Source organism: Micromonospora sp. C31 (genome assembly GCF_018070575.1).
Classification (GTDB): Bacteria; Actinomycetota; Actinomycetes; order Mycobacteriales; family Micromonosporaceae; genus Micromonospora.
In genome coordinates this window covers 17,291-38,734 of the sequence record NZ_JAGPXN010000030.1, presented here as the reverse complement: position 1 = coordinate 38,734, position 21,444 = coordinate 17,291, and the positions used below count along the sequence as shown (strand labels likewise).

At 65.9% G+C, this 21,444-nt stretch carries 14 protein-coding genes and 1 pseudogene; 4 read left to right on the top strand and 11 right to left on the bottom strand.

Going from position 1 to position 21,444, the window contains the following annotated elements; all coding sequences use genetic code 11:
• Positions 1-380 precede the first annotated feature (380 nt).
• The 3 genes from KBX06_RS26390 to KBX06_RS26380 all read right to left on the bottom strand — a co-directional run bounded on the left by KBX06_RS26390 (position 381) and on the right by KBX06_RS26380 (position 4,186).
• Positions 381-1,529, bottom strand: coding sequence for a hypothetical protein (locus KBX06_RS26390; protein ID WP_210839680.1), 1,149 nt, complete (start codon positions 1,527-1,529; stop codon positions 381-383).
• An 88-nt stretch (positions 1,530-1,617) separates the two neighbouring features.
• Complete coding sequence (locus KBX06_RS26385; protein ID WP_210839679.1) at positions 1,618-2,577, bottom strand: tyrosine-type recombinase/integrase; 960 nt, start codon at positions 2,575-2,577, stop codon at positions 1,618-1,620.
• Between the two features lie 685 nt (positions 2,578-3,262).
• Positions 3,263-4,186: a hypothetical protein gene (locus tag KBX06_RS26380; protein ID WP_210839678.1), complete on the bottom strand. Its 924-nt coding sequence runs from the start codon at positions 4,184-4,186 to the stop codon at positions 3,263-3,265.
• A gap of 75 nt (positions 4,187-4,261) precedes the next feature.
• On the opposite strand from KBX06_RS26380, the gene KBX06_RS26375 reads away from it, so the two are divergent.
• Positions 4,262-4,576 carry a hypothetical protein gene (locus KBX06_RS26375; protein WP_210839676.1) on the top strand — a complete coding sequence of 105 codons (315 nt, stop codon included), beginning with the start codon at positions 4,262-4,264 and terminating at the stop codon, positions 4,574-4,576.
• 133 nt (positions 4,577-4,709) lie between these two features.
• The gene (locus KBX06_RS26370; protein ID WP_210839675.1) at positions 4,710-5,600 is read left to right on the top strand and encodes a hypothetical protein; all 891 of its coding nucleotides are present in this window, start codon (positions 4,710-4,712) and stop codon (positions 5,598-5,600) included.
• A gap of 137 nt (positions 5,601-5,737) precedes the next feature.
• Here KBX06_RS26370 and KBX06_RS26365 read toward each other — a convergent pair whose 3' ends face one another.
• On the bottom strand, positions 5,738-6,367 hold the full coding sequence (locus KBX06_RS26365; protein ID WP_210839684.1) for a hypothetical protein: 630 nt from the start codon (positions 6,365-6,367) through the stop codon (positions 5,738-5,740).
• Between the two features lie 366 nt (positions 6,368-6,733).
• The gene (locus tag KBX06_RS26360) at positions 6,734-9,076 is read right to left on the bottom strand and encodes a DUF4365 domain-containing protein (protein WP_210839673.1); all 2,343 of its coding nucleotides are present in this window, start codon (positions 9,074-9,076) and stop codon (positions 6,734-6,736) included.
• A 147-nt stretch (positions 9,077-9,223) separates the two neighbouring features.
• Between KBX06_RS26360 and KBX06_RS28605 the strand changes: the two are divergent.
• Positions 9,224-9,596, top strand: a pseudogene (locus KBX06_RS28605) (helix-turn-helix domain-containing protein); the annotation flags it as partial.
• Positions 9,597-10,071: 475 nt separating this feature from the next.
• On the opposite strand, the gene KBX06_RS26350 reads toward KBX06_RS28605, so the two are convergent.
• Positions 10,072-11,238 carry a winged helix-turn-helix domain-containing protein gene (locus KBX06_RS26350; RefSeq protein WP_210839671.1) on the bottom strand — a complete coding sequence of 389 codons (1,167 nt, stop codon included), beginning with the start codon at positions 11,236-11,238 and terminating at the stop codon, positions 10,072-10,074.
• A gap of 119 nt (positions 11,239-11,357) precedes the next feature.
• Positions 11,358-11,786 (bottom strand): hypothetical protein, encoded by a 429-nt coding sequence (locus KBX06_RS26345; protein WP_210839669.1) that lies wholly within the window; start codon positions 11,784-11,786, stop codon positions 11,358-11,360.
• Between the two features lie 947 nt (positions 11,787-12,733).
• On the opposite strand from KBX06_RS26345, the gene KBX06_RS26340 reads away from it, so the two are divergent.
• Positions 12,734-13,657, top strand: coding sequence for an HNH endonuclease signature motif containing protein (locus KBX06_RS26340; RefSeq protein ID WP_210839666.1), 924 nt, complete (start codon positions 12,734-12,736; stop codon positions 13,655-13,657).
• 101 nt (positions 13,658-13,758) lie between these two features.
• On the opposite strand, the gene KBX06_RS26335 is transcribed toward KBX06_RS26340, so the two are convergent.
• Genes KBX06_RS26335 through KBX06_RS26320 form a run of 4 tightly spaced genes read right to left on the bottom strand, consistent with a single transcriptional unit; the run spans position 13,759 to position 21,393 of the window.
• Positions 13,759-14,865: an AAA family ATPase gene (locus KBX06_RS26335; RefSeq protein ID WP_210839663.1), complete on the bottom strand. Its 1,107-nt coding sequence runs from the start codon at positions 14,863-14,865 to the stop codon at positions 13,759-13,761.
• Positions 14,862-16,646 carry a DUF1998 domain-containing protein gene (gene drmB / locus KBX06_RS26330; protein WP_210839661.1) on the bottom strand — a complete coding sequence of 595 codons (1,785 nt, stop codon included), beginning with the start codon at positions 16,644-16,646 and terminating at the stop codon, positions 14,862-14,864. Before drmB ends, KBX06_RS26335 begins: the two co-directional genes overlap by 4 nt.
• A 20-nt stretch (positions 16,647-16,666) precedes the next feature.
• Positions 16,667-19,810: a helicase-related protein gene (locus KBX06_RS26325; RefSeq protein ID WP_210839659.1), complete on the bottom strand. Its 3,144-nt coding sequence runs from the start codon at positions 19,808-19,810 to the stop codon at positions 16,667-16,669.
• Positions 19,807-21,393, bottom strand: a complete 1,587-nt coding sequence (locus tag KBX06_RS26320) for a nuclease-related domain-containing DEAD/DEAH box helicase (protein WP_247686721.1) — start codon at positions 21,391-21,393, stop codon at positions 19,807-19,809. The genes KBX06_RS26325 and KBX06_RS26320 overlap by 4 nt, the downstream gene beginning before the upstream one ends.
• Positions 21,394-21,444: the final 51 nt, after the last annotated feature.

The window sequence follows — 21,444 nt, the reverse complement described above, 5'->3', positions numbered from 1 at the left end:
GTTGCTTCGCCCACGGTCCGGCAGAAGAACCGGGGGAACGACAGAAGCCAGAGAAGACTCAGCCACGGCGACCTCCACCGTCAACCGACACAGGGTCGGTGAGGTTGGTCGCGAAGATCAGGTTCACGTGGTCAAGGAGACTTGACCACCAGTACGAAAGAGACGGCATGGATGCCGCAAATTTGTGTCCGAGGGGGGATGAACCCGCGTTGTCCGTGCTGCTCGTCTGCCGAGGACGAGCAGCACGGCGCCATCACTCAATTCGTCCCGCCCGCCTTCATGTGGCGGACGAGCGGCTACGGTGCCACGCGACGGGACCTGGCGTGATCGCTGGCGAAGGGCCGCTCGCGCCGCTGCCTGCGCCGCTGCCTGCCTGATGCCTATTTGCGGTCTTCAAGATCGAGGCGGTATCGGTCAGCGGCGGCTCGGGCTCGCACTTCGTTAAGGAATTCTTCTTTGATCTCATCGTCCAATTCGTCGTAAGCCACGTTGTCCTCAGGGTCGGTTGAGGACACGGCGTACTCGCGATAGAGAAGCCAGCAGCCGCGAATGCCGGACAGTAGGTCCTCGAGCATGTCGCGGGCGGGACGCAGCGGATCCAGAGTGGTCAGCCGAATCGTCGCGATCTCGCCAACCGCTTCGGCTCCGCCCGGCCTGACCTGCTCAGCTTCTTCCTCGGCTTCCTCGATCTTCTCTCGTAGCTCATCAATGTCGGGAGCCTCGCCCTCAGCGACCGCCATGGCATCGCAGATAATCCTGGTCACCACGTCTGTCGGCGACAAGCCGATCTCCATCAACTCCAGGAGCGCCGTGGGTGTCGCGTGCGGCAACGCTTCAATGTCGTCGGCCTCTACCAAGACGTCGCTTGCGGCACCTTTGGAGGCCTCCGCCGCCACGTCGGCGGCCGCCTGCAGCCAGTGCGTCGCCGCCGCGCACGCCGAGGTCGGATCGAGCTCCAGAAACAACTCTTCTCCGCCAAGCGGATCATTCATCAGGATCCGGTCGGCAGCGGCAACCTGGACCGGCGAGGCAGCTTGGCGCGTCAGTTGCACGGCCTGCGCCGAGCGCCCCGACAGATCCCCCAGTTCGGCGCCCTCCACCGCCGCGACCTCTGCCTCGACATCGGCGACCACCGCAGCAGTCAGATCCGCGGCCGCGGCAACGTGCAGGCAACGGCCCACTCGGTGGGCGCGTTCCTCCACAGGGTCGTACGACACCATCAACATCCCGTTGCTGTCAGGCAGGCTCGGCTTCCTGATATAGGCGGCAACGGAAGCAAACTCGTTCCGGGTCTGCTCTCGCCGCCACCCCTCGGTGTTGATCTTCAGGCTGTCGGCGGCGCTCGCCGGATGCGTATAGCAGCGCCAGAGCGCCTCGGACAGGCCCGACAACTCGGCCGCCAGCGCCAGCCGCTGGCTCGGCTCGATACTCGCCGGCAGCGACGCGACCCGAATCGCGACAGACCCGTAACCGGTCTCCCAGATTGCCAACAATTCACTGCGACTCTCGTCGATTGCGTACCGCGTCATCGCCCCCCTCCCCGAAACCGCCGCAGCCTACCGGTAACGGCGCGATCACGCACGGCCCTGCCGTGCGTGATCGCGTCAGCCAGCCGAACTACACTCGCTCGCCGATTCCCAGCCGTGCCTGCGTCTCCTGCGCCCGCTCTGCGGCGGCGCTGGCACCATAGTGCCGGGGCATGTCATCGGAGGCCCAGCCGAGCAGCAGCATGAGATCGCCGGTGTCTCCCCCGGCGCGCTTCCACTCGTGGGCAAAGTTGTGGCGCCATCGGTGCGCGTGCACGTCCGGCACTCCGGCCGCCTTACCGAGCCGCTTGAGGAGGATCTTGATGCCGTTGGGAGTCAACGGGGCCGCGCCGCGCTCGGCCAACCACAGCTGAGACAGCGCGGCGCCCTTGTGCTTGCCCCGGGCCCGTAGATAGCGGCTCAGCGCCCGAGCGGTCTTCGGTCCGAACCGTACCCGCCGGTCCTTAGCACCCTTGCCGTGGAAGTGCACCGACTCGGTGTTCAGGTCGACATCGGCCACGAGGAGGTTGCCCACCTCGGACAGCCGAGCACCGGTGTTGCAGTACAGCCGAATCAGCGCCTCGTCCCGCAGGTTGACGAAGCCCTTGCCCTTGCACGCGTCGAGGAGCTTGCCTGTGTCCTCGTCCCGCAAAACCGGAATCAGCTTCCGGGGTGTCTTCGGCTGCCGCACCCGCTCCATCGGCGAGCGGTCGATGGCCTGCTCGTCGACAAGCAGCCACTTGAAGAACTGCTGCAGCCCCTTGTGCTTGTTCAGCGCGGTCGACGCGGACCGGGTGTCAATCATCCAGGCCTGGAACGCCTCCACGTGCGCCCGCGTCACCGCGCACGGGTCGTCAGCCGCATCGTCGGCGTCCGGATCCGGGGACGACTCCCCCAGATACCGACCCAACTGCGCGGCAGCGAGGAGGTAGTTGTAGCGGGTGGTCGCCGGGTAGTTCCCGGCCCGCAGCGACCGGTCCCAGTCCCGAAGGAACCCGGCCCAGGTCCGGGACAGTCCGGCGGTGAGCTTCTGAAGATCCAGTAGTGGCATGACAACCTGCCCGAGTCAAAGAGTCCAACAGCGGCGTGCTAGACCGGGCATACATGCCAAGCAATGAAAAGAGGGCTTCCGCAAGTCGCTGACCTGCTGAAACCCTCTCGCTGTCGGGACGGCCGGATTCGAACCGACGACCCCTTGACCCCCAGTTTCACAACGATTCTGTCACGCGATGCCGGAACAGCTCGATACATCCGCATACCCGGACAGAACGACAGTACGCATCACGTCTCAATGCCATCTCATGCCGGCCGTTCCTCCCCTGGCGGGCCGTCACCGTTACCGGATCCGTTACGGCGGACGGTCAAAGACCCCACCCTGCCCGCCCTGTCCAGGCTGCACTATTGAGGAGAAACACTGCTTGCAGCGCGTCCTAGGATAGAGCTGTTCAGGTCAGCCGGGCGCTCTTTGCGATCAGCATGCTCTCAGTAGCTGGGGCCGAGTTGGCCTTGGTGTTGCCGCCCGACGAGCCCTGGCGTGCCAGCCACGGCGCTGCCGCCAGCTTCCTGGGCGACTCGGGTTTCTCGTCGTCCTGCGCGGGGCGGGCCATTGCCACGGCCGCCACAGTCCGGTCCGCACGGCAGTTAGGCGTGACGAGCATCAGCTGCGCCAGCGGTGTCCGCGGCCAGTTCGACCTGGCTGCACCCGGCGGTGCCACACCGGCCGGCCATCTTCACCGTCACGGTGTAGCTGTCGGCGACCAGACCGGTGAAGCTCCACGCCCCACCCGCGCCGGTCGTGGCGTCAGCCCACTCGGATCGAGGGCGACGGTGGCTCCGACCACCGGGTTGCCGGCCGCGTCGACCAGGGTGCCGGAAGAGTTGTGCTTCTTCAGCGGGTCAACCGCCGCAGGGCGGGCGAAGGTGATCGTCCTGCCGGTGGTCAGCACCGGCTCGTCGGCCGAGTAGGGCAGTCCGTCCTCACCGGCGGGGGCCTCGATGCCGACCAGCGCGTTGGCGCCGCGCTCGGCATCGTTGTCGAGCTGGTCGTAGCTGGTGGTCACGGTGCCGTCCGGGGCCAGGACGGCCGCGAAATTCAGCCGCTGTGCGGTATTGCCCTTACGGTGCACGTTGCGCCACTCGACGGTGAACCGCTGGTCGTCGCCGGTGCCGGTGGTCGCTGTCCGCACGCTGGCCGAGGCGTCGACGACCAGGTCGTCCCAGAAGGGTGCCAGCAGCGCGTTCGGGTCCGCCGGGGCCGGGAGTTGTCCACCACCGGGGTACGGGTGGGAGCCACCCGGGTCGGTGAAGGACAGCAGCCCGTTGGTGTCCACCCAGGCGTTGCGGTACGCCGATCCGTAGAACGGGAAGGCGAATGGCAGGTTCACGCTTGTCACCGCGTTGTCACCGGTTAACGCCAGGGCGTTGCCGGCCGTGCTGAACGTGGCCGTCTGCTCCGAGCAGGTGTGGCCCAGGTCGTCGGTGTGCGGGAAGAGGTACAACTCAAGGTAGTTGCCCTGGCCGTCGATCTCGACCGGCCCACTGCCGGCCAGGCCGCACCGGCCGCCGACGGTGGCGTAGATGGTGTAGTTGCCGGGCGCGAAGCCGGTGAAGGAGTAGCCGCCGTCGGCGGCGGTGACCGTCTGCAGCCCGCCCGGTTCCATCCTGACGGTGGCGCCGGCCAAATCGGACGAACCTAGCCATTCAAGATCTGTAGCACCGGCTGAGAGGATGAGAACGTGACCTACGACCCAGACGGCGACCCCGCCGCGTTCGATCCCACTGACCCCGACATGGTGAACGCCTGGCTCAACGACCCGGTCGTGAACGCGCTACACGAAGACCTCGGACGACAGTTCCGTGCGCTGCCACCAGAGCAGCAGCTCGCCAAACTCCTCCCGGAGTTGGAAAACGCGCAGGCCCTGTACGACCACCTCGCTGGCACCGTCGCCGGAGCGCCCGCCGATGATCCCCGCCGGTTCCTGCTCATCACGATGGGCGACCAGGTGGAGAGCATCCGCGCCAGGATCAACGAACTCGGCAGCAGCGCCTAGTGCCGGCGGTGTGCTGAACGAGATCGATACCTTCTTCAGCCTTGCCCCAGGCGTCGATGCTTGGTCACGGACTCCAGAGCTTCCGACTCTATGGGCCGGCACTGGACGAGCTGTCGTAGACGATAATGGTCGGGTGTCGAACGCATCACCTAGCGCCGGGTCGATTGAGCATCGGACGCCGACTGAGGGCACGATCAAGCAGCTCTACGGCACGGCATGGCGGTGTGGCGAGCCAACCTGCAAGAAGCCGCTGTATCGACTGAACGGTGACACCGGTGAGTACATCCTCAACAGCCGGATCGCCCACATACACGCCCGTAGCCAGGGCGGCGCACGCTGGGACCCGGACATGTCTGAGGCGGCTAACCGGGACGCGTCGAATTTGATCCCGCTGTGCGACACGCATGCGTGGGAGATTGATCAAACTCCGCAGCATTTCACCGCTGACATGCTCCGCGAGTGGAAGAGGGCACAACTCGCTGAGTATCAGACCTTGCAACGTTCTTGGAGCCTGACTGACGCCGAAGTGACGGACGTCGTCGCTGCGTCCTTTACTACGCTGGAAGAACGGCTTCTCAGAGGGATTCATGCAGCTGCGGAATCTGCCCGGCAAGATGAGCGACGTCAACGACAGCGATTGCTTATTGCGGATACGGTTCATGCTGCCAACAACTGGACTGACGCGTTGCAGGCGGTCACCCTTAGCAGCGCAAGCGACCGATGGAACAGGCGGGCCATCACCGAGTGGGTAGCCGATAATGGCAACGCGATGGCGAGCGACATGCAGCTCATCAGGTCAAACGCGCGAAAGCTCCGCCTCGAAACGAGGTACCGTAATCTGCTTGAGGCACTCGATGCTGCGGAAACTGCCGTGGGCAATCCGGAGGTCTTTGATCCGATCTGGCGCGGATCTACTACCAAAGGCGAGGAGCGCGCGGCCATCTATCGACATCTCAACCACGTCAAACGAGCCTTCCTGAATCTAGCAGAAATCGGGATCAAGATACTGGCCGATCCCAGCTAATGGCACGCCTTAGCATGCCGCGCGTCGCATGCCGCGTGGTCACCTGTCATCCGCGCGGGCCGCGCCGCGACGGAGAAGTCCTATGCCTATCACGCATGCGCGTTGGCGCCTGCCGCGCGGCGGTGGCCAACACACGGCTAGATTGCGGGGTTGCGGGAGGCTTGGCGCCGTCTCAGGTACTCCACGATTGTGCGTGGGTTGCCTTCGGGCTCGCCCTCCCCCTCGGCAATCAGGCGGTCAAGATCGCCGAACACCCAGTTGGCCACCATGTCTGGGTAAGCTGCCTTGAAGTCGCGCGGCGCAGGCATCTTCTCTTCGATCTCGTAGCACCATGTCGAAACGACGTTGTCGCCAGCGGTAAGGTCGGCGACCGCCGCTCGAAGGCGCTCGGCGTGCTCGATGATAGATTTTCTGCTAAGGTCCCAAATCGGTGCTGCTGGCATTCCTTCGTGCGCGATGAGATTCCGAGCGCGACGGGAGCTGTGAAGTAGGTCGGCGTTCGCGGCGCCGCTGCCGCCGATGGGGTGGGTGACGATGTCGTTCATCGTTGCCCCGAGCATCTTGTCTTGCGGCAGCCCTGCAATCGCCTGCTCAAGCGTCAGCACGGGATCAGATTCGGTCAGATGCACCAGATTCATGATTCGCAAGACATACTGGCATTTAGACTCGAACGAGTTGGCCAGATACAGTGCCTTCCCCGCAGCCAGCAACAGTGCGTCGGCCAGGACTGGATGCCGAAATTCGTGAAGGCTCAGAGACCATGCCATAGGACCTAGGGTATGGCCGCCGTCCACTCATTTGGGTCCGTAGAACGTTCCTCTCAGGCTCACGTCTACCGCTTGCGCCGCTTGGGTCGACCATCGACTCCGATACAAAGCTGATCTGGGGTGCAGGTGTTGCCGCAATACGGGTGGCGTGTTCCGGACACAGTTCGGCTAGCCCCAGGGTGGTGAGGAGATGGCCGCAGGAGCTGTTCACCGCGGCGTCGGCGGTGACGGGCTCGTACATGTCCGGGGCGGTTGGTGAACCGCCCCGGGGCTGGTAGAGACCTCTTTACTTAAGAGGATCTGACCATGCTGAAGCAGTACCCGGGACTGCCTTCCCCATGGCGGGTGTGAGGTCGATCAGGGTCGTCACTGTGGCGGTAACGCGGTGAGCCTCGCAAGCTGAGCAAGCGCGTCGTGATCCGACTGGAAGTGGTCCATCAAGGTCATGGCCGTGGCTTGACACTGCGAGCCGCCACCGAACTTCAGGTGCAGTTCGACCCATGCGCGCACGATGCTCGGGTGGAAGACGTTTGGACGTAGCTGGCAGTACGTGGTCCAGGCCTTGTCCCATTGGTCCTGGTTGAGCTGGGCGTAGATCAGCCCCCAGCCGTACTCGGCGTCGTCGGCCTGGTCGCGCAGTGCGGTGCGGCAGACCGCCTCCATGCCCGTCCAGTCCCCGAGCGTCGTGCGTCGCTCGATCATGCGGCGGTGCAGTTGCCGCCGATGTTCGGCGGGGAGCTCGCCGGTGGCAAGCAATTGTGCGGCGCAGGTCTCGGCTTCGTCGAAGTCACCGCGCGACGCGAGAATGTTGATTTTGTCTTGGAGGCCTTTCAGCGCCCCGTAGGTTCTCCAGATCTCATCGCAGACCGCGAGCGCCTCGTCGAAATGACCCGCCTCGTGCAGCAGTTCGGCCAGCATCTCCCCCGCAGCCGGCGAGGGCTGCGACCGTAGCATCGCGACTGCGGCATCGAGGTCTCCGGCCGCGGCGGTGTGGCGGGCGGTGAACAGGAGCCGATCGTGGTCGTCGAGGTTCGCCAGCGCACCGAAGCGGTCGAGATCGGCCGGTGCGAGGGCTCCGTGCGCGGCGAGCCGGTGCAGGCTGATCCGGGCGGCGAACGCGGTGTCAGCGCCGTCGAGCGCGGCCCTCCACGCCGTGACCGTCTGCTCCCGGGGCTGACGGGGATCGGCGGCAAGGGCGCGTAGCAGCGGTTCGATCGTGGTGTCACGCATCGCGTCGGCGAACCGCGCGGCCCGCGCACGGTCGCCGAGGGCGATGCTGGCCTGGGCGCCGACGATGGCGATCGTGGGATCGGCAGCCTCCCGATCGGTGGCCTGCCCGCCGAAGTCCACGGGGGTGGCCAGCTCGATGACCTCGGTAAAGGCCTGGGCGAGCATGCGTTCCTGCACGACGAGCCGGTGGGCGTCCTCGCTGGGCCCGGCCCAGCGGCGCATCTCGTCGCGGACGGCTACGGCCAGCTCGACCGCGCGGCGCTGGTCGTGGTACGGCACCACCGAACTGCCTCGGACCATGCGTTCGATCAGCACGCGCGCCTGCCCGAGTCTGCCGCCGACGATGCGCGGGAACCTTCGGCAAGACCGGTCGTACAGCGTTAGCGCTTGGTCGAGATCTCGCCGTGCGAACGCGCGTTCGGCGAGAAACAGCAGGCAGGTGGGTTCGGCGTCGAGTTGTTCATCCGAAGCGTTGCGGAGTAGTGTTTCGAGGGCGTTTTCACGGCCTGCTTCGTCGGCGTCGAAGGCGCAGACTGCAACGTCGGCGAGCAGGCTCGCCCCGGTGTGCTCGCGGGCGAGCCGTAGCAGGTCGTTCGCGTGCTGACGGTCGTCGCCCACCATCGCCATCACGGCCGCAACGCCGGCGAGCCGGACCCGTTCGGCCATGGCCGCCTTGGGCACGGTCCGGGCGGAGGCCAGCGCGAACGCTCTCATTGCCAGGTCGCGGTGGCCGTGCTCGTTGGCATACGCGCCGATCGTCGCCAGCCGCAACGTGCTCGCGTGCGACCAGCCCCGGCTCGCGTCCAGCAGCGCCTCCACCGTGTCCCGGGACTGTGCGTGACCCTTGCTCAAAAACTTCGCCAAGCGAAGTGCCCCGTCCGGGTCGACTGGACGCAGCGCCGACAGCATCTCCACCGCGGACGGCGGCAGCAACGGCAGCGCCTGCTCGACGGGGTCCGCAATTGCCGGGGCGGTGGCGAGCGCGAGCTCGCGAAGCCGCGGTTGTGCTCGGTCGTCGAGAATCTGCGCTTCTGGTATCTCGATCCACCAGGACTTGTCGGTGTAGTGGACGGCGTCGTGGGTGATCTGAACCCAGTAGCCGGCCTGGGTGTCGGCGTCGACGATCACCAGGATCACGGGCATCAGGTTCGCCAGCCAGTACCGCAGGTGTCGTGGTTCTCCCATGAACCGCCAGCCGCCGGCGGTCCGGCGTTTGAAGTAGGACGGCCCGCACTTGATCTGCACGGCAAGACACCGTCCCGACGGTTCGGCTGTGAGCCCGTCGACCTCGGCAAGGGCATCGATCCCGTGGTCGGACACACTTTGTTCCCGGAAGGCCCAGCCCATGATGCTGAAAGCGCCGTTGACGGCGGAGACGCCGATGCGCTCGCTCTGTGCTGTTGTCCGGGTCATGCAGGCCAGTTCCTCTCCGGGTTCGACCATGTCGCAACCGCGTTTCGTCTTGGTCGTGGGTTCCACGGTGGTGTCAGCCGAGGGTGCGGCTGTCCACGCAGCGACAACGTATCCGGCGGGTACGACATCAAAGGGCTTTATGCCCGGCAGTCCCTGCTGCTGGCGGGAGGTTCTCCAGACGTGCTACGAGGAGCACCGACCTGAGGCGCCGGCAGCGGCCGGTGGAACCCCACACCGGCCAGTACGACCCGAAACTTGGGCAGATCCTCGTCAAGACCGTGTGCAGCTTCCTCAACGCTCAGGGCGGCATCCTGCTCATCGGCATCGAGGACGACGGCCAAGTCCTAGGCATCGCGGAGGACTTCACCACTCTCGGCACGAAGCAGAACACCGACGGTTACGAGTTGTTCCTCCGGCAGCTGCTCGACGACAACCTGTCAGCGTCGCGGCAGCCGGACAGCCCATCTTTGCCAAACCGGCAAAGGGCGGCCCCGGCGCATCGGATTTCCGGGTCTGTGTCGGCAACGCGACCAAGCAGCTCCACGGCGACGGCCTCATCAAGTACCAGGAGGAGCACTGGGGGTGAGGCGAACATCGGCGGCATCCACACTGTAGATACCGACAGCGATCGAGCATGCCATCGACTCCACAGCGCGGAGCGTGCCAAGAACCGAATCACGGACAGCGAGCTACCTGGCATCCGCACGTCTTCAGGCTTGCCGCTGCGGTCCCGTCGCGACTGTGTAGTGCCCTCGCCAGGGGTACGACGCCCACCCGCTAACGGGCGCCTGCAGAGGTGGCCACGAGGTGCCGAACTCGACTTCGATCATGTACATCGAGTCGACCTCCGGGACAACGTCGACCTGACATTCATGCTTGCCATTCGGCATTAGCTGGTGCTAGCATCTTCGCCGGCATCATCCGGACGGCCACCGTCGCCTGTGCCATGCCGCGTGACCAGTGGCGTAGGTGACGACGCGGCTATCGCCGCAGCCTGGCGCTTTTCCTCGCCTTGACGAAGACGGCCGTCGGAACCTGATTCGGGCCCTCCGCGTCGAGGCTCACTGACGTGCAGCGAGATCAGCGGCACGAGTCGCGTCGATAAGGACTAGGCCTGCCAGGTCCTCGGACCGAGAATGCTCGACAAATCCGTGACCCTGGATGAAGGCCTCCAAGACCTCCTCAGGCGGTTCGACAGCCGGCGCAGGTCCGAGTTCCGGTTCGCTGGGATGATTCGCCATCCGCTCGCCGCGGCGCTCGCGCACCCTTCGCCGGAGGGCAAGTTCGGCCGCCCTCATCTGGCTGAACGCGTCAAACACGCTCGCGGTGAGGGTCCTTCGCGTGCTCCGACAGACAAGCCTGTGCCATGGGATCCCGGCGCCGAGGACGGTTGAGGCATCGAGGGCCCGGTCGTTGGCAAGTCTCATCGCCGTGTCGACCAGAACAAGCGAACACCCCCACAGGTCGGCGTTGTCTGGTCCGTGTGGACAGGGGCCTGGTGGTGCGAGAACTAGACCACTCGTAGCCAGCCTCGCGTCGTTGTACATACAGTAGAGGCCGGCGATGCGGTCACGCCGGCAGTTTTCGCTGAAGGCATCGATTTGGCGGGGAAAGCGGGAGCGCACGCCCTTGGCGGCCGGCTGGTCGAGCGCCACTCGCCCCAAGTGAGGATGGACGCGTTTCGCCTGCACGCGAAATCCCACGTACCCGTGGCGTTCCCGGATCCACCACTCCCAGTCGGCGCCGTTGCTGGCTTCTTGGTTCACCGTGAAGCGCTGGATACGGATACTTGCACGGAAGTTGACCGCGAGGTGGAGCAGAGCGTTGTCGGTGAACGTCGTCTCGCCCGGCACCAAGCCAACCGAATGCCCGTCGCGCATCCGCCCAGCAACGTCGATGGCAATCGATCGGAAGGCCGGGCACAGGACCACCTCCGACGCTAGGGTTGCAGCCCTAGCCTCGCCGCGGGCGGTAAGGGCCCAGACTCCCCAACCAGAGCACCGCGTCGGCTGAAGCAGCCCTTGGTCCACGAGTGCATTGCGGACGAACGATGCCCTGTTCTTCCAGACAACATCCCTCCCACTCGGACGCCGTCTCGTGTCGTCAAGCTCCAACAAAGCCCCGAAGCGGCGCTCGATGGCACCCAGAACCTCCTTCCTGCGAGCCCCACCACCAAGCTCGGCCAGCGCAGTCAGGATTCCCAACTCGATTATGCTGTCATCGATCATGCTGGCCCCCGGGCGGGGTTAGTGACTGCCGGAGGCAGGGTGGCGTACCGGCCCACCGCCGGCTTCCCACGCCGATCCGGCACCAGTGGCTCGCCTCCCGCCCTCGCGACCATCAACCTCTAATGCGCGATATCCCGCCACCATGTGGCAACCTCATCCCTCATCCGATAAACCATCTCGCCGGCTGAGTTCTGCCAGTTTTCGATCGGCCAGCGCTTAGCCCCGAACAGTTCGGCGGCGATACGGCTCATCCGAGCGTGCTCGTTGGACTGCTGCCTGCCGTCCAGTCCCGAGTAGGCAATTAGCTCGCCGAACGTCACACGCTCGCCAACGCGGCTCGCGGTGATCTCGAAGAGAGCCCTTATGCCCGGCAGATGTCGTGTCCGCTCCCACAGCGCTATAACCTCGCCCCTGGTCCAGATGCCCTGCCGCCCAAGGTCCACAGTCGCCTCCCCATCGATCGCCGCAAGCGCTCCCCTTAGTCGCTCCAGAAGGGCCTCTACGTCAGCGATGGCCTGCACCACGGCGGTCCGCACTGGGCTTGTCATCTCTACCTCCGTGCGGTCGTACGACCTTGTAAGGGTACGGAGTCGTGTACGACTCTGCAAGAGGTAGTACCGTCGTAAGCCTTCCCGCTGCAGCCCTCGGTGCACCCGGCCTCGCCAGCCAGAACCTCGCTTGGGTCAACAGACGTGACTGCACAGAGGGCCGCCTGAGTTCTGACGGCCCGAGTGAGGCTCGGCAGCGGCAGACCCTGGGCGGCAACGCTGGGATAGCCAGTACGATCGGCCCATAGTTGATCTTCACCGGTTGCCCTTCCTGATGATCCGGCTACCTGCTGCTCGTTATGCAACACGCGATCACCCCCCGTCAGCAGCCCGCGGTCGGACGCTGCTCCGGTCTCCCCCTCTGCTGCGTCGCAGCATCGGCGCTCACGGACGTCCGCTCGAGACCCTGCCGCCTCCCGGTAGCCGTGCGGCTACCTTTTAGGGCCGGTCGGAGGCGGGAACGGTAACGCATCTCCTGACTGCCAGCCGCTATGTAGGTGCGGGACTCACAGCGAGTAGGCAATCCGGCCCCTTTGTCGAAGGGTAGGCAGCGGCAGGCCGTTGCTCATCGACGTCCTCGCCGTCCTGTCTGCCGTCGACCCGCCCACCGTGGAGCTCCCCCGGTCTGCTCGGCTAGCGCGGGCCGACGGACCGCGTGCGGAGCCGGCGGCCGCCGACGACCGCCGTCCAGGAGCCGGAGCGCCCCCGTCATAGGCGCCATAGCCGCAAACAACGGGGCGCGGCAACTCGCCGGCGACAGCGGGAGGCGTCGGTGCATCGCGCTTGTTCGGGGACTGCGACTACCGTCCGCCGCCGACGGCCTCGCCATCCATGCCCCAACCGACATCCAGCACCCGGCTGGTGTCGTACCCCTCGGATAGATTCGTCCGGGGCACGAAGGGGAGGCGATTGTGGCAGTGGGTGCCGGTCCACACGAGGCGTGGCTGATGCTGGCTGTCGGTGCGGATCGACAGCATGGCGGCAACGACGGCTACGACGATGACCCGGACGTTCACTACAGCTGGGACGACACCGTTCCGAACGCCCGGACTGTGGCTATCGGTGATCGGATCGTCCTTTGGGACAAAGAAGCGGTCCTCGGCGCCTCCCTGATCGAAGGAATCGAGACCGGCCACGCGGAGAAGGTCCTTTATCGGTGTCCTCGATGCAACAAGGCGAACATCAAGAGACGCAAGCGCGAATCACCGCAGTTCAGATGCTTCCCGTGCTCGGACACCTTCGAGGTTGCTGCTACCCGCGTGGAACGCGTCGAGACTTTCAGGTCCCGTCACGACGCCAACTGGGTCGACCTCGGCCGCTGCCTGGATGGACAGACCCTGCGCAGCCTCTGCGTCTCTCCGAAATCCCAGCTCAGTATGCGTCCACTGGTGTGGGACGCTTTCGTCGAGGCACTGCGCAGTGCTGGCCGGGGGCGGGGTGCAATGTTCCTCGAGGAGGCGGCCCGTTGGGTCCAGCCGTGCCTGAGAGGGCACCGGCCAGCGAGGGTGCGCGTCCGTGTGGGCCAGCGTGGGTTCAGGGAGCGACTGCTCGCGACCTTCGGTCCGGTATGCGCTTTCACCGGGCCCGGTCCCGTTGCCGCGCTGGAAGCGGCGCACCTGTACAGCTATGCAGCAGTCGGCCAGCATCATGACGATGGCGGACTGCTCTTGAGACGGGATGTTCACCGGCTCTTTGATCAGGGGGACATCGCCGTGGACCCACACACTCTGACAATCAGCCTGCGGGACGAACTGGCCAGATACCCGGGCTACGCGCCACTGCAGGGCCAGCCGCTCGCCATAAAGTTGGATCGCGGACAGGTCGGCTGGATAGAGAAGCACTGGAGGCAGCACCGATCAGACTTCTCCTGAGCGCCCGCAGCTCCGCAAGGTGGACCGAGGAAGCCTTTGCCAGTGTAAGAATCTGCGTCAGAGACCCTTGGAGACGCAAAGCGGCCCGCGCCGACCAAAGTTCAAGGCGTATATTGCGACAGATCGAGCAGATCCTTCGGTAGCGCGTCCACGATTGCCGGCTCGCCCACTCCCGAATACATGAAGGTCAGGTAACGCCGTGCCCGTGTGACGAGTACGTACAGGTTCATGCGCATGTTGTCACTGGCGGTGTCGCCGGAGACGGTCTGGAGTTCGGGGACGAACACCGAGTCAAATTCGAGACCCTTCACGCTCTGCCAGCTGATCAGCTTGAGGCCGGGGCCGCTGAAGGCGGGGTCTGACAGGGCTCCGGCAATGCGTCCGCTGACATAACCCTGCAACGGGTTGACGGTGCGATGATTCAGCTGGTGATGGTAGTAGAACAGGTCCCTACTGCGGTAGAGCACCACCCCGATGGTTTCGTTGGGGTGTTGTTTCTCGTGTAGAAGCAGGTGCTCGGCCACGTCGGCCCTGTGCTGCACCCTGATTAGGCGAGGTACGGGACCATCCGGCAGCAGGTCATTGGTGCTGCCGCCGGCGTGGAACTGATCGGCCAGGTCGCGGATCGGCCGGCTGTTGCGCACGGTGCGTGGAAGCGCCACAGGCGGGTTGGTTCCTGCCGCGGCCACGATCTCCCGGAGGGTGCTCTGACGGGACCCGATGCGTTGGTTCTCGTCGGCGAACACGGTCACGGACGAGGACAGGGCTCCGAGGGCGAGGTAGAAGTCGGCCGGCATGTCCTGACCCTCGTCGACGACGAGGTACGGACGTTGCTCCATGACCGGCGGATCGCTGATGATCTTCGTCAGGCAGGCCATCCAGTCGATGTCGTACCGATCGAGCTTCGGCGGGCTCCGGCGGTAGTGCTTCTGCCAGAAGGCGTGGAGCCATTTGTGGTAGGTGGTCGCGACATCAGCCGCTCCGATCTGTGCCACTGCGGCGCGCGTGTAGGCGGACAGCACCTTGCTGTACATGAGCATGACGGTCGGTCTGCCCGATCGGTGCAGGGCCGCTGCCCGGTAGATCGCCGTAATGGTCTTGCCGGCTCCGGGGCTACCGGTGACGAGGTGTGACTCCTCGAACGGCAGAGCGAGAACCTCCCGTTGAGCGGGACTCAGGTCGAGCAGCGGCGGCAGTAGCAGAGTCACGTCGTGGCCGCCTGCACGGCGATGAGCTCGGTGAGGGGGTCACGCATGAAGCCGTACTCGTCGTCGATCACGAGAGTCCGGTCCAGAAGCACGTTGCCCATCGTGCAACTCGTCTCGGGGACCAGCGCGCAGGCGTGGCAGGCCGCCATCGAGAGACCGGACGGGCCCTGGGCTTTCGACTCCCGGCACACCGGATCGAGTGAGCACCATCGGGCGGCGGCGAGGGTGGCGGCGAGGGTGGTGACAAGCCGCTCGGCCTGGCCGGATCGGGCGAGCCCACCGAGAGTGCCTTCGGCATCGCCGGCAGCGGTGTAGATCAGTACTCCGGCCATCGGTGTGTCGGCATCCGGAGTGCTGGCATAGATGCGTTCACGCAGCGACGAGGAGGGGTAGCCGGCGTCGAACGTCAGCTGCCGCATCAGAAGGTGGGCGATGGTGTGCAGAAGGATGAGTCGCGGTGTGGGTGTGCTCTCGATCCACCTGGCGTGCATGCTGCCCGCGAACCGCTTGTGGAGTTTGGCCGCGTTCCGCACCACCGGGGTCTGCAGTTCCCACCGCCGGAGGTTGTCCTCGTCGAAGACGATGAAGATGCCCTCGCCGTACACCTCTACGGCGGGTAGGGAGGCACTGCGTGTTCCGAGGTCGGCCGGAATACGGACATCCATGGTGTGACGGCGGAAGCCCCGCAGGACCCGGACCTCGCGTAGGCGGTCGACCAGGACGATGTCGGAGATGACCGGCTTCATCTGGTCGACGACGGGATCCAAACGGCCGTGCCCTTGGGGCCCCGGGAACCGGGTGCGCCGGGTGATGAACCGGTCGTCCGGATGGTGTCGGCCCCGGGGGTTGGTCAGCGCGTGCCACTCGCGCTCCGCCAGCTCCTCGGAGGTGCCCGAGTCGGCGTCGGTGCCGGTGACGCCGAGGCGATCGTTCAGGATGGCGATGACCTGTTGCTCCTTGACATTCTCCTGCTCGGCGATCATCCGGATCAAGCGCCCACGGATTTCGCTCTCGGGGTCCTTGTGGAGTAGAAGGAAGTACTGGTTCTGCTCGACCCGAGCGGCCGTACCACCCCAGGTGACCCAGTCGGAGTCAGGCGGAAGGTCGATCGCGGACGCGGTATCCGGGAAGTAGACGCTCGATGCGCCCCTCTGCAGGACCACGGGTGTCTGATCGCAGTTCACCGCCTCGGCGTCACGCTGCCAGGGCTGCCGCCCCCGGCACCGGATGTTGATGCGGCCGAGTGCGCCGGGCGACGTGAGGTCCGCGAGGTTCCTGTCGGCCCGGCAGGTGCGGCATCGCACCCGGAGCGACTCCAGTCCGCCACCCACGGTCGTCAGGTGATCGAACTGCAGCTCGGCGCGTCCACACTGGCGTTGCTCCCGCCCCCGGCCGCCCCCGGAGTGGGCCCACTGCGCCCACGGGACGTCGTCGAGGTGGCCGTTGCCGCAGACCGCAACAAACCTCATGGGTACCAGTTGAGGGCTGCGGCTGCAGTGCTGGCACCGGGGAATCATTCCTGGCCTTTCCCGGCCGACATTCCAGTGAGTCATCGTGCGGCACGTGCCGCAGAACAGCCACTGCGGAAACCGGTAGTAGGGCAGCCTACCGTCACGCGGCGCCGGGGGGAGGCGTAGTTCCTCGACACCGAAGTGGGCCGCGATGCGTGGTGCGGCGAGTGTCATGCGCCGCCCCTTCCACCGGGTGACGTCCTCCGCAACAAAGGATTCACCCAGCATGTCCACGATGGCGCCGACGCCGAACGGCGAGAGGGCCTGCATGCGCCGCAGCCGACGGTCCGTCACTGTCCCTCCCCCCGCACCAGCACTCGGGCGTCCGTGTCGACGTTGCGCATGGAGTCGAGTGTCGGCCATCCCGGCCCGGGCTTGTCGAATTGCCTCAACAGCTGGATACGTTCACGCCCACCGTCGGTATATCTGAGCCCTCCCAGCGGATGTGCCCGGTCGACGAGGCCGGCCCAGTGTTCCTCGAGCTGTTCTACGTGTCGGGCGACGTCGGCAGCCTCGTCCGGATCCGCTGCCCCCGCGCGCGCGATGAACTCCTCCACCAGGGCCCGCCAGGCGGGATCCTTCGGGTCGAAGGCAGCGGCCGCGCGGTCGTCACGCCAGATGTGCACATGACGGGCCAGGATCACAAGTCCCGCATGCAACGCGCGGGTGCGGGCCGGCACTGAGAACGGTGTCACGGAGGTGGGTTCGACAACCCGGTAGAGCGAGGTGTGGTACGGGATGAACGACTCGTAGTGTGAGCGGTCACGGGGTTTGGACGGCGAGTAGAGGGTCACCACCAGGCCGGGGTGGCGACGCCCGACCCGGCTCGTGGCCTGGATGTACTCGGCGGTCGTCTTCGGCTGACCGACGACCAGCATGAGGCCCAGTCGCGGGACGTCGACACCGACGGAGATCATGTTCGTGCTGGGCACGAACGACACCGCACCTGGCTGCCCGCGCTCCAGGAACAGCCGCTGAAGGTGACGGGGGATGTCCGCCGGAGGGATGTTGCTGGTCAGTTCCATGATCTCGGCGTCGTCGAGGTCACGTCGGTCGTCCTCGGCGGGAGCGATGACGCCCAGCCGCGCGGGGATGTCGTCGTGCGCCAGGGTGACCGTCTTGCCGAGTTCCCGGAGACTGTTGTGATAGGCGACAAGGGTCCAGTAGGCGTCCGCGGACTGCGGTCCGAGCGGTAGTTCGATGGGAGCGTTGAGCATCGCCGCCGAGAGGTGGACCATCGCGGTCAGAGGAGTGTGTCCCTGGGGCATGACTCCGGCGTAGAGCCGGCCGGGTCGAGCATGGTCCGATCGGACGAAGTACGAGTCCTCCGCGTCGAGGCCGGAGGGCGGAAACAGGGCGATGGGGCGTCCGAAGACGCCGCGGGACTGGGCATCGGCGCGACGGATGGTGGCAGTGGAGGCGACGATCTTGGGGCGGGTGCCGTGGCGGGTCATCGCGACGTCGAAGGCAGCCTCGTAGAGCCCGACGATGGTGCCGAGCGGCCCGGAGATGAGGTGGAACTCGTCCTGGATTATCAGCGCCGGACCGGGATCGGCGCCGGCGCCGATGAACACGCCCGCCCGCGGTTCGCGGGTGAAGCGGGCGAACTTGTCCACGGTGGCGACGAGCAGCGTCGGCGGATCCGCGTAGAGCGCGTCATCGACGGACGAGACCGGCAGCGAACTGTGGAAGTCGCAGTCGACGTTGGGGCAGTTGATCCGGAAGCTGTTGTTGTCCGCGTGCACTCCCCATGCGTCGTCCGGAGCGTCACCGGTCGGAAGAATCTGGGTGCCGCACCAGGGACAGCGTTCGACCTGGAAGCTCTTGGTCGTCGGCTCGCGGTTTCTGACCGTCTGTAGCAGGTCGGCAGCGTCAGCGAAACTGTTCGGACTGTTCTTGCCGCCGACCCAGATCCCGATCGAGACCGCCCGGGTCCCCAGTTCCTCGGCGCGCTTCTGCCGGATGAACTCACAGGCACAGATCAGGGTGGCTGCCCGCTGGAACTGCTGGGCCGTCAGTAGTCGCAATGTATAGCGGGTGATGACAGTGGTCCCGGCGCCGGCGTCACCAAGCGTCAGGCGCCGGTGGAAGACGGTGAAGGCGACCAGTCCGAGATATGCCTCGGTCTTTCCGCCACCCGTGGGAAACCAGATCAGGTCGACGAGGTCACGGTCGTCGTGCTGCGTGTCGACGATCGAGGGCAGCGACAGAAGTACGAAAGCCAACTGGAACGGTCGCCAGCGGCGCTGCGGGTCGTCGTAGTCGGGTGCGGCGGGGAGACGGTCGTTCCAGGCGCCACCCGTGCCGGCGAATTCGGGCCCGCTCCGGATCATCTGCATCAGCATGGCCCTGTTCGCAAGGACGAAGGCACGCCGGGCGGTGGGATCCCGCTGGAGCAGCTTCACACCCTCCCGCATCCGGGCCCGGGCGCGATCGACGCGTTCGAGGAGCCGGTCAGCCGCCGCAACGAGGGGCTGCGCGAGCTTGTCCCGGCGCGTGTGGTTGCTCCGGGCCCAGTTGTCGTAGCTGTCCACGAAGTTGTACAGCCTGCTGATGATTCCTTCCGTGTCCCGCTCGAGCCCGGTGAGGAAGTTCAGGCTCAGTACCTCCTGGTCACCCGGCAGTTCGAACGCGACATCGGGGACGATGTGGCTGGGCACGAAGGTCGTCTGCACCGACGTGGCGAGGTCACCCTCCGCCTGCCAACTGGCGGCGGTGCCGTGGCCCAGGGCGAACACAGGGACCTTGCGGTAGAGGAGAGCGAGTTCCTCTTCCTCAGGGTCCGAATGGAGTCGCAGTGTCGACGGATACGGGGTTATAGCGCCCTCGACCGGGCTGCACCGTAGCGTCACCTGCAACAGACAGTCAGCGGGGTCGAGTTTCCCCTGCTCCGACAGCTTCCGATCGTTGACGAGCGAGACCGTGACCAGTACGCCGTCGCCGAACTCCCGCCAGACGACCACAACGGAGGCGTCCCGGTCGAACAGGTGGTGCTCGGTTCGCCGTCCCGTTGACGGCGGCTCGACGTACAGGGCGGCGCTGCCGGTGGCAGCCATTGGCTGACGTCGCCACTTCTGCCGGTCCTCGCGGAGGTATCGGGCGGCTGTCACCTCGATACGGAGGGCCGACCTTCTGGAGATGACGAAGCTCAGTCCTACCGAGCTCGGCATCAGTTGCCCGGCCAGCGCCACGGGATCCTCGTCGCTCTCGGCCTCGTCGTTCGATCCGACAGCTGGATTGTCGTCCACGATGTCGTCGTCGTGAGTGTCGAGAGGTACTTCACCGGGAAAGAGAATGCCGGCCAGGTAACGGCGGTCGGGTCGCTCGGCGAGAACCTCGTCCTCGCCGTACCAGGGACCGACAATCTGCCGGCGGAGGTAGTCCAGGACCGAAGTCCGGTCCTCGGAGCCACTCTGAGCGGGCGTCGTTGTCACCGGTCGTCCTCCTGCCGTTGCTCCTGCCCACCGGCAGCCATCCAGAGTCCCACTCTCGCGCGCGTCATTCCTACATAGAGGTTGCGGATCCGGCCGGGATCGACCGGGCCGATGTCGGCCAGGAGAATGAACCGGCTCTCCAGTCCCTTGAAGTCCTCGACCCTGGCGAAGGCGATCCGTCCCCGTGCAGGTTTCCGCAGCGTGTGCAGATCCAGCACATCGATGCGGTGCCGCCAGCGGGCCGGCAGGTCAGCGAACAGGGAATCCGCCAGGGGCAGCGGTGACAACAGGATGATGTCCGTGTTCGGGATCTCGTTGTCGTGGAGCCGGTCGAGCTCGCCGGCGGCTGCCGCGGCCCGGCGGGAGCGGTCCGACTCCTCGACCACGACCACCGCGGGCCCTTCCCCGGCCGATGAGACACCGGTGTCCGCTCCGGTCATCTGCTGGGTCGACGTGACGATCTGCCGGGTGTTGCGGCAGTTGTCCTGCAGCCGCACCTGCGTGGGCCGTAGGGATCTGAGATATTCGAGTGCCTCGTCGTCGCAGGAGCCGACGAGGCCACGCTGGTTGTTGCTATCGAGCAGCATGTACCAACTGCCGTCGGTGAGGCCGCCAGCAAGCCTGCTGTCCAGGTACGACAGGTCGGCGAAGTTGATCAGGTCCTGTGCCTCGTCGACGACGACGGTATCGAAGGTCCCCTCACTGCCGGCCGCGAGGTTGGCGAAGGGCACGACATGGACGTCCTGCATTCCGGGTTGGTGCCGCACGAACCCAGCGACCACCTGGCTGCGGCAGGTGAACAGGGTCCGTTTGCCGCTCGCGGCCGATCTGCGGGACAGCTCGGCTGCGAGCATCGTCTTACCCGTGCCCGCGCCACCCTCGACCAGTAGCCGCGGGTTGTCTCCCACGTAGTCGAGCGTGCGGTACTGGCTGGCGGTCAGGGCGACGAGGTCGGCCTCCGCATCGGTGACGATCTGGCGCAGGGTGGGAACGGCGTCGAAGTCCGGCCGCAGGGCCTGCAGTACCTCCCGCAGGAGAGGTTCCTCGAGCACGGCCCGACGCCCTCCCGGCTTGGCCCGCCAGTAGTCCGCCATCCGGCCGAGGCTGCGTTGCAGGCCGTCGGCGCGGTCGAGCTGCCGACGGTCGATCAGGGTCTCCTCGTCCCACTCGACCGAGGTCTGTTCGGGCAGCCGGCAGTCCGGGCAGACAACGGCGAACCCGATGGGGATGTCACGCATCTTTTCGCGGCCGAGGCGGTCCTCGAGACGGCGCTGCAGGGTGAACATGGCGCCTGTCGCCTGCGCGAACGGGCTCTCCCTGCGCCGTCGCTCCGTGCCGGTGCGGTCGCGGTAGGTCCAGACACCGTTGGCGCAGCCGACGTACCCGCCCTTGACCTCGATCACGTACACACCGCGTCGTCCCGCCACCACGAAGTCGATTTCGCTGACGCGCTTCCATCCGTGCTCGGGGAGATTGAGGCTGTGCAGAGCGAAGCTCCATCCAGCATCCACAAGTTTGAGACGTCTGTAGATCTCGGCCTCGGCGGCACTCTTCATCGACGGGGAGATCGGCTCAGGAACCATCCGCACCCGCAGGATTGTGCACGATGAGGGAGCCTCCCGCCGAACCTCACT

Bases quoted from the DNA above. Each gene is read 5' to 3' on its own strand.
- KBX06_RS26350 (WP_210839671.1), bottom strand. From the start codon at position 11,238: ATGATCGATGACAGCATAATCGAGTTGGGAATCCTGACTGCGCTGGCC.
- KBX06_RS26345 (WP_210839669.1), bottom strand. From the start codon at position 11,786: ATGACAAGCCCAGTGCGGACCGCCGTGGTGCAGGCCATCGCTGACGTA.
- drmB (WP_210839661.1), bottom strand. From the start codon at position 16,646: ATGCAGGCCCTCTCGCCGTTCGGCGTCGGCGCCATCGTGGACATGCTG.
- KBX06_RS26365 (WP_210839684.1), bottom strand. From the start codon at position 6,367: ATGGCATGGTCTCTGAGCCTTCACGAATTTCGGCATCCAGTCCTGGCC.
- KBX06_RS26385 (WP_210839679.1), bottom strand. From the start codon at position 2,577: ATGCCACTACTGGATCTTCAGAAGCTCACCGCCGGACTGTCCCGGACC.
- KBX06_RS26380 (WP_210839678.1), bottom strand. From the start codon at position 4,186: ATGGAACCGGGCGGGCTGCAGACGGTCACCGCCGCCGACGGCGGCTAC.
- KBX06_RS26320 (WP_247686721.1), bottom strand. From the start codon at position 21,393: ATGGTTCCTGAGCCGATCTCCCCGTCGATGAAGAGTGCCGCCGAGGCC.
- KBX06_RS26340 (WP_210839666.1), top strand. From the start codon at position 12,734: ATGCTGGCTGTCGGTGCGGATCGACAGCATGGCGGCAACGACGGCTAC.
- KBX06_RS26390 (WP_210839680.1), bottom strand. From the start codon at position 1,529: ATGACGCGGTACGCAATCGACGAGAGTCGCAGTGAATTGTTGGCAATC.